The organism is Paraglaciecola aestuariivivens (assembly GCF_052983255.1).
Genome location: NZ_JBRKBA010000005.1, coordinates 211,678 through 224,640, shown reverse-complemented (window position 1 = coordinate 224,640; position 12,963 = coordinate 211,678). Strand labels below are relative to the sequence as shown.

12 protein-coding genes are annotated in these 12,963 nt (G+C 42.8%); 9 read left to right on the top strand and 3 right to left on the bottom strand.

Annotated elements, in window-relative coordinates:
- Window positions 1-4 precede the first annotated feature (4 nt).
- Together ACVCDT_RS09700 and ACVCDT_RS09695 are read right to left on the bottom strand one after the other, a co-directional pair.
- A complete protein-coding gene (locus ACVCDT_RS09700) occupies window positions 5-625 on the bottom strand; it encodes an L-threonylcarbamoyladenylate synthase (RefSeq protein WP_447132569.1) in 621 nt (206 codons plus the stop codon).
- A 54-nt stretch (window positions 626-679) separates the two neighbouring features.
- A complete protein-coding gene (locus ACVCDT_RS09695) occupies window positions 680-1,519 on the bottom strand; it encodes a PHP domain-containing protein (protein ID WP_447132568.1) in 840 nt (279 codons plus the stop codon).
- A gap of 329 nt (window positions 1,520-1,848) precedes the next feature.
- Between ACVCDT_RS09695 and ACVCDT_RS09690 the strand changes: the two genes are divergently transcribed.
- From ACVCDT_RS09690 to ACVCDT_RS09650, 9 genes are all read left to right on the top strand, one after another.
- The gene (locus tag ACVCDT_RS09690; RefSeq protein WP_447132567.1) at window positions 1,849-3,450 is read left to right on the top strand and encodes an anthranilate synthase component 1; all 1,602 of its coding nucleotides are present in this window, start codon (window positions 1,849-1,851) and stop codon (window positions 3,448-3,450) included.
- Complete coding sequence (locus ACVCDT_RS09685; protein WP_447132566.1) at window positions 3,447-4,094, top strand: aminodeoxychorismate/anthranilate synthase component II; 648 nt, start codon at window positions 3,447-3,449, stop codon at window positions 4,092-4,094. Before ACVCDT_RS09690 ends, ACVCDT_RS09685 begins: the two co-directional genes overlap by 4 nt.
- 4 nt (window positions 4,095-4,098) lie before the next feature.
- Window positions 4,099-5,112: an anthranilate phosphoribosyltransferase gene (gene trpD, locus ACVCDT_RS09680; RefSeq protein WP_447132565.1), complete on the top strand. Its 1,014-nt coding sequence runs from the start codon at window positions 4,099-4,101 to the stop codon at window positions 5,110-5,112.
- Window positions 5,113-5,129: 17 nt separating this feature from the next.
- Window positions 5,130-6,515, top strand: a complete 1,386-nt coding sequence (gene trpCF, locus ACVCDT_RS09675) for a bifunctional indole-3-glycerol-phosphate synthase TrpC/phosphoribosylanthranilate isomerase TrpF (protein WP_447132564.1) — start codon at window positions 5,130-5,132, stop codon at window positions 6,513-6,515.
- 35 nt (window positions 6,516-6,550) lie between these two features.
- Window positions 6,551-7,729, top strand: a complete 1,179-nt coding sequence (gene trpB, locus ACVCDT_RS09670) for a tryptophan synthase subunit beta (protein ID WP_447132563.1) — start codon at window positions 6,551-6,553, stop codon at window positions 7,727-7,729.
- Window positions 7,729-8,550 carry a tryptophan synthase subunit alpha gene (gene trpA, locus ACVCDT_RS09665; protein WP_447132562.1) on the top strand — a complete coding sequence of 274 codons (822 nt, stop codon included), beginning with the start codon at window positions 7,729-7,731 and terminating at the stop codon, window positions 8,548-8,550. Before trpB ends, trpA begins: the two co-directional genes overlap by 1 nt.
- Window positions 8,551-8,574: 24 nt before the next feature.
- Window positions 8,575-8,874, top strand: coding sequence for a YciI family protein (locus tag ACVCDT_RS09660; protein ID WP_447132561.1), 300 nt, complete (start codon window positions 8,575-8,577; stop codon window positions 8,872-8,874).
- The gene (gene arfB / locus ACVCDT_RS09655; protein WP_447132560.1) at window positions 8,875-9,285 is read left to right on the top strand and encodes an alternative ribosome rescue aminoacyl-tRNA hydrolase ArfB; all 411 of its coding nucleotides are present in this window, start codon (window positions 8,875-8,877) and stop codon (window positions 9,283-9,285) included.
- 117 nt (window positions 9,286-9,402) lie between these two features.
- Complete coding sequence (locus ACVCDT_RS09650) at window positions 9,403-9,855, top strand: hypothetical protein (RefSeq protein WP_447132559.1); 453 nt, start codon at window positions 9,403-9,405, stop codon at window positions 9,853-9,855.
- Window positions 9,856-9,894: 39 nt separating this feature from the next.
- Here the strand turns inward: ACVCDT_RS09650 and ACVCDT_RS09645 are convergent, their stop codons facing one another.
- The gene (locus tag ACVCDT_RS09645; protein WP_447132558.1) at window positions 9,895-12,963 is read right to left on the bottom strand and encodes an efflux RND transporter permease subunit; all 3,069 of its coding nucleotides are present in this window, start codon (window positions 12,961-12,963) and stop codon (window positions 9,895-9,897) included.

Below are 12,963 nucleotides of genomic sequence, written 5' to 3'. Positions count from 1 at the left end.
AACTTTAAACAAAAGGGCTAGTGTCGCCACTGCCTTCACGAATGATAGTATTTTCACCTTCAGACATATCTATCACAGTGGTTGGTTGTTCGCCTAAAAATCCACCATGAATAATCAACCCCACTTGTTTTTCTAACTCATCGCGAATGTCATCAGGATTAGATTCAGCCACCAGCGCATTTGGCAAAATAAGGGTGGTAGACATTAACGGCTCACCTAATTCCTCTAACAAAGCTAGTGCAATTTTATTATCGGGAACTCGTATTCCTATGGTTCGACGCTTAGGATTTTGTAGGCGTTTGGGCACTTCTTTAGTGGCCTTTAAAATAAAGGTATAGGGCCCTGGTGTGTTGTTTTTAATCATACGAAAAGCAGTGTTGTCGACTCTGGCATACTCAGACAATTCCGACATATCGCGGCACATAAGCGTAAAGTTATGATCTTTACCGATTTGACGAATTCGACAAATTTGCTCAAGTGCGTTTTTGTCGTTCATATGACAACCAATAGAGTAGCCAGAATCTGTGGGGTAAACCACTACTTCGCCTTTATGAATTAATTCACAAGCCTGTTTAATTAATCGCGCTTGTGGATTATCTGGATGTATATAAAAAAACTGACTCATGTTGCACTCCTATTCTACTATCGCAGCAGTATTGCTTAGTTGCTTAAGTGTAAATTAACTGGCTAAATTCCAATCATGCCATATTGGCACAAGCTCGCTCGGAAGCGAAAGGTTTTTACCTAATTCAGTCCAGCGATTAGGAAAATGAAAATCTGAACCGCTCGACCCTTGCAAATTATGTTCTAAGGCTAAGGTAGACAATAATGTTTTACGTTCTGGGCTTAGGTGGGAATGAATCACTTCCATGCCATCACCTTTAGCCGCGGCAAACTCAGCCACCAAGCGCTTTAACCACTTAGTTGTCATATCATAATGACCAGGATGAGCTAATACAGCTTTCCCTCCTGCGTCATGGATCCATTTAACCGCTTCTTCTATGCTAATCCATTGAGGCTTAACATGGGCTTTTTTGCCTTTGCCTAAATACTTTTTAAATACCGCATTAAAGTCTTTTGCCACTTGGCGCTGCACTAATACCCTAGCAAAATGCGCGCGAGTAACCTGCCCAACTCCGGCTAGCGCTTTTGCTTCGGCAAATACGTTTTCTATTCCAACTTTGGCTAATTTGTCTGACATAGCTTGGGCGCGTCTGTCACGCTCTTGGCTTTGTTGGGTCAATCGCGCTAAAAATTCTGGATTAGTGTGTTCTACATTTAAGCCTAAAATATGAATATCAAAATTATGCCAAGAGGTTGAGATTTCGACACCCGCCACAATTTGCATTTGGCGTTTTTGGGCGCTTTGATAATCTAGTGCTTGTTGAATGCCATCTACAGTATCGTGATCGGTTATAGCCAACACATCAACTTGCATATTGTGCGCGCGGTCAATTAACTCCTTTGGAGAAAGGTGACCATCTGAGAAGTGCGTGTGACTGTGTAAATCGATTTTCATTCAACAACTAATATTTCTAAAGTATATGTAATTCTTTTCTAGCGTTAATTGTATATTGACAAAACAATCGAATTGTTTTCTTCTATATAGCATTAATTGCTCGTATTTAGGCCATTATACCTGAATGCAGTTAAATAACAGAATTAAACCAAACACACTGGAATAAAAGATGACAAACCTACACTTACACAACATTTGGTGGTGGCACAACCTGAAATAACGGGCTGTGAGTGTTTGTGTTGTTGCACATAAATTTCCAAAAAAGCCCGTATTCATGCGGGCTTTTTTACGCCTGCTCAAAAACTAACTGTGATTAGAGACATAAAAAAATGAGTTTAGCCCAATTAACCGAGCAGTTTGGCAAAGTCGAAACCTTAATAGTAGAAGCCGATTATGTGCCCGACCCTTTGCACGCTTACCAATATTTGTGCCACGGCAAAGCCAACAATTTATTGTTAGAGTCGGCCGAAATAGACAGTAAAGACAACTTAAAAAGTCTGCTATTAGTGGATGCGGCCATTAAGTTAGAATGCCATGGACAAACTGTTACTTGCCAAGCACTAACCGAAAACGGCCACGCAGTTTTACCTATGTTTGATGCCTTTTGTCCCGAAGGAGTAGACCATCAATATGATGCGCAAAGTGGTACAGTCAGTTTAACTTTTCCAGCAAGCGACCCCAACTTAGATGAAGATAGCCGTTTAAAAGCCCCGGCAGTGTTTGATGCGTTAAGGTTAATTACCCAAAAAATTACCGCCATTCGACAGCATCCACATGCAGTGTTTTTAGGGGGGGCTTTTGCTTACGACTTATTAGCCAGCTTTGAATCTTTGCCTGATGTAAGCGACAGCGAAAACACCTGCCCTGACTTTGTGTTTTATTTAGCCGAAACCTTAGTCGTCATCGACCATCAAACCCAAACTAGTCAGGTTATAGGTAGTGTGTTTAGTGGTAAAAATGTTGGCAATAATTATTTTGCTTTAAGCCAAAGACTAGAACAAATAAAACATAAATTAAGCACAATTAAACCTATAGCACAATCGGCTAAAACCCCACTTAGTGCTAAAGATGTGCAAGTCAACAAATCAGATCAAGCCTACAAACAAGATGTACAACAGTTAAAAGAGCACATATTAAGCGGTGACATTTTCCAAGTTGTCCCCTCACGTACTTTTAGTTTGCCTTGCCAGCATCCCCACGATGCTTACCGAGCGTTAAAACAGCAAAACCCTAGCCCTTATATGTTTTTCTTACAAGATCAGGACTTTTGCATGTTTGGGGCTTCACCCGAATCGGCGCTTAAATACACCAAACACAGTAACCAAGTAGAAATTTACCCCATAGCCGGCACTCGCCCCCGAGGCAAACGCCCAGATGGCAGCATAGATTTAGACTTAGACTGTCGCTTAGAGCTTAATTTGCAAGAAGATCAAAAGGAGCGTGCTGAGCACATCATGCTAGTTGATTTGGCGCGCAATGATGTCGCCAAAGTTTGCCAACCTGGTAGTCGTTATGTCACCGATTTATTAAAAGTAGATAGATATTCACATGTCATGCACTTAGTCTCGCGAGTGGTTGGGCAATTAAGGGATGATCTTGATGCCTTACATGCTTATCAAGCCTGTATGAACATGGGCACTTTAGTAGGCGCACCCAAAGTGAGTGCAGCCACTCTGATCCGTCAGGTTGAACAACAAAGACGTGGTAGTTATGGGGGAGCTGTAGGGTATTTAAATAGCCAAGGTGATATGGATAGCTGCATTGTTATACGTTCGGCTTTTGTTAAAAACTACCGGGCTTATGTGCAAGCTGGCGCCGGAGTGGTATTTGACTCAGATCCTCAAGCCGAAGCCGATGAAACCCGAGGCAAAGCCCAAGCGGTCATCAATGCCATTATTAGTAGCTCTGTAGCGCAAGGAGACCAATCATGAGGCTTGCTACTGGCCACAGCCAGCCATCTGTCTGTGTATTTTTACTGGATAATTTTGACTCTTTTACCTACAACCTAGTGGATGAATTACGTACTTTAGGCTTAGAGTTAGTGGTGTATCGCAATAGTGTGGCAGCCGAGACCATCCTAGAAAAGATGCAACTTAAAGCACAAAAAACCGATAAAAACGGCCAAGCAGTACAAGTATTATTGATGCTTTCGCCAGGCCCAGGGAATCCTTCACAGGCAGGGTCAATGCTCACTCTATTAGAGCTAGTCAAAGGCCAATTTCCAGTTTTAGGTATTTGTTTAGGCCATCAGGCAATAGTGGAATCTTATGGAGGACAAATCATTCGTGCTAATCAGGTCATGCATGGCAAGTCTTCGTTAATTAATCATTGTAAAGACAAAATGTTTGCTAACTTGCCCCACCCTTTGCCTGTTGCTCGTTATCATTCGTTGATGGCCAGTGCTATGCCAGAACAACTGGAAGTGCTAGCTGAGGTTGATCAGATCCCTATGGCGGTTGCGCATCTAGAACACAAGATGCTGGGGTTTCAATTTCACCCAGAATCTATTTTAACTGCAAATGGCAGCCAACTATTAATGCAGAGCATTGAATTTTTAACTCAAGATAAGGCCTAACATTATGACCCATTCCATTCTAGAACAGCTTTATCACGGCACAGACTTAACTCAAGATCAGGCCAAGGAAGTATTTTCAAAAATTGTGACTGGCCAAGTTGAAGACATTGAGCTTGCCGCTTTATTAACCGCATTAAAAATTAAAGGTGAACAACCAGCCGAAATCGCTGGCGCAGCTGCGGCCTTAATTGCCAATGCTGAGGCTTTCCCTCGCCCCGATTATGAATTTGCCGATATAGTGGGTACAGGGGGCGACGGTCATAACACCATCAACATTTCTTCTGCATCGGCAATAGTTGCAGCCAGTTGTGGGCTAAAAGTAGCCAAACATGGCAACCGCAGTGTCTCCAGTCAATCTGGCTCAGCAGATTTATTTAAGGCCTTTGGGTTAGACCTAAATATGGCCCCCAAAACCGCAAAACAATGTTTAGACCAAGCCAATTTGTGCTTTTTGTTTGCCCCCATTTATCATGCGGGTATTCGACATGCCATGCAGGTTCGTACCCAATTAAAAACCCGCACTATCTTTAACTTGCTAGGGCCTTTAGTGAACCCTGCCCGCCCTTCGCATATAGTGATTGGCGTCTATGCTCCATCTCTGCTGCTGCCTTTTGCCCAAACTTTGCAACGCCTTGGCTATCAAAAAGCCTTAGTGGTGCATGGCAGTGGTTTAGATGAGTTTGCTTTACACGGCGAAACCCAAGTGGTGACAGTAGATGGCGACCAGCTAACTCAAGAAACCCTATCACCTGCAGACTTTGGCCTTGAAAATTATCCTTTAGATGCCATTAAAGGGGGGCTGCCCGAAGAAAACAAAGGTTTAATCGAGGCCGTGTTAACAAGGCAAGGTCAAGCAGCACATCAAGCAGCCGTTGCCATGAATACTGGCGCGTTACTTAAATTATGTGGCAAAGTGAATAGTTACCAAGCGGGGGCTGAAATGGCATTAAATGCCATGTCCGAGCAAAAACCCTTGGCCACTATTTTACAAGCTGCTGCCATTAGTCAAAATTCATAAAGGACGCCTATACCCTTATGCCAAATGTTTTAGAAAAAATCGTCCTAGATAAACAGCAAGAAATTGCGCAACGTAAAAAAAGTTTTCCCTTAGCTGATTTTAAACACCAATTAAGCCTATCTGAGCGCAGTTTTTATGAGGCGCTAGCTCAGCCTCAAGCGGGCTTTATTTTAGAGTGTAAAAAAGCGTCTCCATCAAAAGGCTTAATTCGAGAAAACTTTGACCTCGACTACATTATTCAAGCTTACCAACCCTATGCTGCCTGTATTTCAGTGTTAACCGACGAAAAATACTTTCAGGGAAAATTCGAATATTTAGAGTATGTACGTAGCCGGGTTACTCAGCCGGTTATTAATAAAGACTTTTTTATCGACCCCTATCAAATTTATTTGGCCCGTTATTACCAAGCCGACGCCGTACTGTTAATGTTGTCGGTATTAGATGATGAAAGCTATCGCGAATTAGCTGCGCTTGCCGAACAATTTCAACTTGATGTGTTAACCGAAGTCAGTAACGAAGAAGAAGTGATTAGAGCTTGCCAGCTTAAAGCCAAAATTATAGGCATAAATAATCGTAATTTACGTGACTTAAGTACCGACTTAGCAACCACAGAGCGTTTAGTCCCATTAATCAAACAACAGGCTAAACACCCCCATGTGATCATTTCTGAATCGGGTATTTATACCCATCAAGATGTACGCAGACTGGCGCCTTTAGTCCAAGGATTTTTAGTGGGTAGCTCGTTAATGGCCGAAGATGATATTACCCTAGCGGCCAAACAATTAGTCTACGGTAAAGTTAAAATATGTGGCACCACTACCCTAACAGGTGCGCAGCAGGTGAAAGACAGCCCTGCTAGTTTTGCCGGCTTAATTTTTGCGCAAAAATCTAAACGCTTTGTCACTTTAGAACAAGCCAAACAAATCATGACTGCGGTACCTTTTAATTATGTTGGCATATTTGTAGATGCGCCTATTGAGCAGGTCATTGACTATGCTTACCAGCTAGGATTAGCGTCAGTGCAATTGCACTCAAAGGTCGACCAAGCTTATATCGATGCACTTAGAGAAAAACTACCTAACACTTGCCAAATTTGGTTGGCTAAAGGGGTGCAACAAGCCTTACCTAGTTTAAACGAAGCGAATGTGGATTATTTTTTATTAGACTGCCAAGTTGGAAAAGAGTCTGGAGGCACAGGACAAAGTTTTAACTGGCAATTATTGGATGAGATTAAAGATAAATCTAACTTAATTTTAGCCGGCGGCATAGATCCAGATAACGTTAAGCAGGCCGCCGCTCAAAATATGGCAATGTTAGATTTAAATTCTGGGCTTGAAAGTGCGCCGGGTATAAAACAACAAGCAAAGATCAATCAGGCGTTTGCCAAGCTTAGAGAGTATTAAAGCCACTCGCAGCCTACAATTTTTTGGAGTAACAGATGAACAATCTAGACAGTAAATTTGGTGACTTTGGTGGTATGTATGTACCCGAGCTACTGATCCCAGCCCTCGACCAGCTAGAGCAGGCCTTTATCGACGCGCAACAAGATCCTGAGTTTCAAGCTGAGTTTATGAGCCTATTGCACGACTATGCAGGGCGTCCAACTGCAATGACCTTGACCCGTAATTTAGTCAGTAATCCTAAAGTAAAACTCTACCTAAAACGTGAAGATTTGCTACATGGTGGCGCGCATAAAACCAATCAGGTATTAGGCCAAGCTTTGTTAACTAAGCGCATGGGTAAAACCGAAGTGATAGCCGAAACCGGGGCGGGTCAACATGGTGTTGCCACCGCACTTGCCTGTGCATTATTAGGTTTAAAGGCCCGTATTTACATGGGCGCTAAAGATGTAGAGCGCCAAGCCCCTAACGTATTTAGAATGCGTTTAATGGGAGCAGAAGTGATCCCTGTTAATGCTGGCTCTGGCACCTTAAAAGATGCGGTTAACGAAGCCATGCGTGATTGGTCTGCGAGTTACGACAAAGCCCATTATTTATTAGGAACGGCGGCAGGGCCTCACCCTTTCCCTACTATAGTACGCGAGTTTCATCGCATGATAGGTGAAGAAACCCGCGCACAGATATTAGAAAAAGAAGGGCGCTTACCAGATGCAGTGGTAGCCTGTGTCGGCGGTGGCTCAAACGCCATTGGCATGTTTGCTGACTTTATTGACGAGCCAAGTGTCAAGCTAGTTGGGGTTGAGCCCGCTGGCAAAGGCGTACACACAGCTGAGCATGGTGCCGCTATAGGTAAAGGCACCAAAGGCATATTGCATGGCGCTTACAGTTACATTATGCAAGATGAAGACGGCCAAATTGAAGAGTCCTACTCTGTGTCTGCCGGTTTAGATTACCCTGCTGTGGGTCCACAACACGCTTATTTACATGAATTAGGTCGTGCTGAATATGTCTCTATTACCGACGAAGAAGCCCTCAATGCCTTTCAAATATTGTCGCGTAAAGAAGGCATTATTCCAGCCTTAGAGTCCTCTCACGCTTTAGCCCATGGACTAAATATGGCTGATGAGGCAGAAGACGACACAATAATAGTGGTGAATTTATCGGGTCGTGGAGATAAAGATTTAGCTCACGTACATAGCATTCTAGGAGACAAATAATGACAACAACTCATGCCGATCGCTATAGCGCTATGTTTGAACAACTCGCGGCCAAAAAACAAGGGGCCTTTGTACCTTTTGTGATGGTGGGCGATCCAGATATCAACACCTCAGTAGACATTATTAAGGCCTTAGTGGCCGGTGGTGCCGATGCGCTGGAATTAGGTTTTCCTTATTCAGATCCTATTGCCGATGGCCCAACCATTCAAAAAGCCAGTATTCGCGCGTTAAGCAATAAAATAAAAACCGATCATTGTTTTGAGATCATACGCCAAGTACGCGAAGCCCACCCTAGTGTGCCAATTGGCTTGCTGTTATACAGCAACCTAGTGCTAAAACGTGGTTTACAAAGCTTTTATCAAGATGCCGCACAAGCCGGAGTCGATTCTATTCTTATAGCTGATGTGCCATTACGTGAAGCCGATCGTTTTATTGCCATAGCAGAGCAAACAGGCATCAAACAAATCTTAATTGCCCCACCTAATGCCAGTGATGAAACCTTGGCACAAATTGGCAAAAAGTCGCAAGGTTATACTTATTTACTGGGTCGTGCAGGAGTAACAGGTGCCGAAACTGCAGTGACTATCCCAGCCAGTGCATTAATTGATAAACTGACCCAATACAAAGTAGCGCCGCCTTTACTTGGCTTTGGCATTTCTACACCAGAGCAGGTTAAAGAAGCCATTCAAGCTGGTGCAGCAGGAGCGATTTCAGGCTCGGCCACGGTTAACATCATAGCCGAAAACCTAGATCAACCTAAGGTGATGTTAGACAAGCTACAAGCCTTTGTTGGTAAAATGAAAGCGGCTACCCAAAAGTAAGCAATAAGCATTTAAGGATCCCATATGTGGTATAGCATTTACTGCGAAGACATAGAAAACAGTTTGCCTCTACGCAAACAAACTCGCGCGGCTCACCTAGAGCGGATACAAACTTTGGTTGATCAAGGTCGAATATTAGTAGCCGGCCCTAACCCGGCTATCGATAGTCCAGAGCCAAGCGAAGCTGGCTTTACAGGCTCGCTCATTATCGCCGAGTTTGACAGCTTAGCGGCCGCTCAACAGTGGGCCGAGCAAGACCCCTACACTTTGGCAGGGGTATTTAAACAAGTTACAGTTAAACCCTATATTAAAGTTCTGCCTTAAATGAGTTATACCCCTGATCTCGACAGTTTAATGCCAGCCATAGAAATGAGCGCCATGCGCGCTCAAGGCGCGGGCGGTCAAAACGTCAATAAGGTTTCGAGTGCCATTCATTTGCGTTTTGATGTGCAATCTGCCGCTATCCCAGAGTACGTAAAACAAAAATTACTCTCGGGTAAAGACAAAAGAGTGACCCAAGAAGGCATTTTGATTATTAAAGCGCAAAGCCATCGAACTCAAGAAAAAAATAAACAAGATGCCTTAGAAAGATTAAGCGACATTCTTATAGAAACAGGCAAGTTACAAAAAGCACGCCGTGCGACCAAACCCACCAGAAGCTCTCAAATTAAACGCCTAGACAGTAAAGTAAAATCAGGCCGCACTAAAGCACTACGTAAAAAAGTAGATTTTTAACCCCATTAAGGCTTAGCTAACTTTTTATTTTTACTCTACCCCAGCTGCAACTGTACAGATTTTGCACAAGCTGCCGATAACCTCCCTGAGGTGAATTAAGTGAGCTTGAGGTGATAAATGCAATGGTTTAAAAGTTTTGCCCAAATTAAACCCATAACGTTAGTTTGGACTGTTTTTTTTGTCTACGGTTTTAGCGCCTGTATACAAAGCAATGCAGTGAGCTCAACCGAAGAGCCAAGTGCCCTATTAAGCATAACTGACGATGTGTCCGACAACACTTTAAAAGTAGTGAATGCGGCTTTTTATGAAAAGTTTGTTTTAGGAGACTGGCACTACAAAGGGGCCAAAAGCCAAGGCGGAGAGGTTAATGCTTATATTAAGATCCCCGCACCACTTGAAATGGCAACAGAAGTGCAAAAAGCCTATTTAGAGCAAATTATGTGTCCATCTTCTTTGCATAAAAACATGTGGAAACAGCTTAGTCACACGCCATTAAGCATTCACATTTATACCAACAAACCCAAAGATAGCTTTTATGTGTATTGTGAAAATCCTTACACTAATAGTTAAAATTAAAAAAGGCGCTAAGTTAGCGCCTGTTCTTAAACTTTACCCCTTAACAGATCCATCTTTTAATTGATTATTTTTATAACTAACCGCAAAAAATAAACTGTACATGACTGGCACCGCGATAAGGGTCAAAATAGTGGCAAATGCTAACCCGCCCATAATAGTGACAGACATATCGGCAAAAAATGGGTCGGTTAATAAAGGTGCCATACCTAATATTGTCGTGATGGCAGCTAAAGCCACTGGTCGTAAACGACTGGTACTAGCTGAGACTATGGCTAGGCTTTTGGCTTGCCCTTCCTGTATTTGTAAATCTATCTCTTCAATTAACACTATGGCGTTTTTGATCAGCATGCCAAATAGGCTTAAAAATCCTAACAAAGACATAAAGCCAAATGGCATATCGGTCAAAAGTAAGCCTGTTACTACTCCTACTACCGCCATAGGTACAGTTAACCAAATAATTAAAGGTTGTCGAACTTTACCAAATAATAAAACTGACACTAAAAACATCACTAAAAAGCCCAAGGGTAAACCGCTGCCTAAGGCTTTTTGAGCATCTTCTGAGGCTTCGAACTCCCCTCCCCACTCTAACTTGTAGCCATCTGGCAGTTGAATTGCTTCAAGCTTTGGACGTAACCTAGTAAAAGCAGTACCTGCTGTTTCTTCAGGTCCTGGCTCAGCATAAACCGTTATAGTGCGCATTCTATTGCGACGATGGATCTGGGTTTCTTCATTAACCAACTCCACACCTTTGGAAATTTGATTAAAAGGAACATATTTACGTTCAGAAGAACTCCACACCTGACTATTTTCTAGGGCTTTTATTTCGGAATCGGGTGATATGGCCATTTTGGCTTTGATGGCATAACTATAATCGCCATCAACTAAACTGCCTAAGGTAAGTCCATTGCTAGCATATTGAATCGTCTGACTAAAATCTGTTCTAGAAACGCCCGCTATACCTGCACTAAAGTCATCATAATGGGTATTTAAAACTAGCCCTTTACCACGCCAGTTATGTCGAATATCGGTAATTTTGCCATCGTTTAACATGACCTCTTGGGCTTGATCCGCTAATTTTCTGAGGGTATCAATATTGCTACCAGAAAATCGTGCTGCCAATTTTGCGCCGCCACCTGGGCCAAACTGCATACGCTCGAAGTAAAAATTAGCATTTAAATCAAGTGCGCCAATTTGACCTTTTAACTTCTCAATCAGAACTGGAATTTGCTCTCTGCTGTGGGTTTTAATTAAAAATAATCCATAGCTTTCATTTGGTTGTTGCGGGGCATAGGTTAGAGTAAACCTGTCTGCACCTTGACCAATATAACTGGTCACAGCAGCCACTTCTTGCTGTTGTAAAATCAGTTGCTCGGCACGACTTGCGACTTTTGCTGTGGCTCTTATGTCTTGTCCTTGTACACCCCAATAGTGCAGCATAAACATAGGGGCATTAGAAGGTGGAAAAAAGCCTTGTTTAACTAAGCCAAAACTAGCATAAGCTAAAATAGTGATAGCAAACAGCCCAGCTAATGTTAACCATCTAAACCTTAAGGCAAATTGTAAACTGGCTAAATAGCCTCGATAAAAACGATTATGCGAAGACTGCTCGGTGTCTTGTTCGCCCACTTTATAAAAATATTTACCAAATAATGGCACCACAGTGACAGCTAATAGCCAACTTAACAGCAACGACACTAACACCACGGCAAATAGCGAAAACAAAAACTCGCCTGTTGCATCATCAGACAGACCTATGCCAGAAAATGCGGCAATACCAATCACTGTGGCGCCTAATAATGGCCACTGCGTGCGTTTAACTATAAAACTGGCGGCCTGAGTGGCAGACTTGCCCTGCTTCATACGCAGCATCATGCCTTCGGCAACGACTATGGCATTATCTACTAACATGCCCATGGCAATTACCATTGCCCCTAATGAAATGCGTTCTAGTTGTAGGCCAATTAACCACATGATCAGCACTGTACCTAAGACGGTTATCAATAATACCGACCCCACTACTATGCCACTGCGCCACCCCATAAATATGCAAAGGGTTAATGTGACTACAAACACCGACAAAATAAGGTTATCTATAAAACCTTGTACAGATTGATCTACTAAATTAGCTTGATCATAAATGGGGGTTAACGTAATACCTGCAGGTAACTCAGTTAAGAGCTCTGCTACTTTGGCATTCACTAATTTACCCACGTTAACTATATTCACATCGTTGATGGCAGACACCGCTAAGGTAATGGCATCTTTACCTTGGTATCTAACTAATACTTGCTGGATATCTACAGGTTCGAATTTTAGCTCAGCGATATCTCTAATTTTAATTGCCCGGGTAGTGCCAGGAACCACTAAGGTGAGATTATATAATTCTTCAATTCGGTCACTGGCATTATCTATATTGAGCCGAACTTTGCGTCCATCTATTTGCACTCGTCCACCATTAAAAGGCTGCAAGTTTTCGGCTAATAAATTAGTTAGATCTGGAAATGAAATGCCCAAGCCTGACAGCTGATAAGGATTAATATAAGCCACCAGCTGTTCTTGCAACACCCCTGTTACTTGTACTTTGGCCACCCCTTCAGTAACTAATAGTTCACGCCTTATGATGCGTGCAAATTCGCGCAGTTCTTGAGGACTAAAATCTTCTGCCGTTAAGGCATAATACATGCCATACACATCTCCAAAGTCGTCATAAACTGTGGGTTGTTGCGCGCCTATAGGCAAACTTTTAGCGGCATCAGCTAGACGCTTTCTTAGCTCATCCCATACCTGAGGAAGTTTATCTGAATCAATCTGTGGTTTTACTTCAACAGTTATTTCAGATACCCCAGGTTTTGAGATAGATTCGAGTCGATAGAGTTGTGGCATTTGCTGTAGGGCAATTTCTAGCGGTTCAGTTATCTCACGTTCAACTTTTTGTGCCGCCGCTCCTGGATATTGAGTGACAACCTGAACCTGTTTAATGGTAAAAGCAGGGTCTTCTAATCGACCAATATTTTGTAGCCCTAACAATCCACCAATTAATAACACTATGACCAGCAACCAAACATTAACCGGCTTACTGATTGAGTAGCGCGCGATATCCAT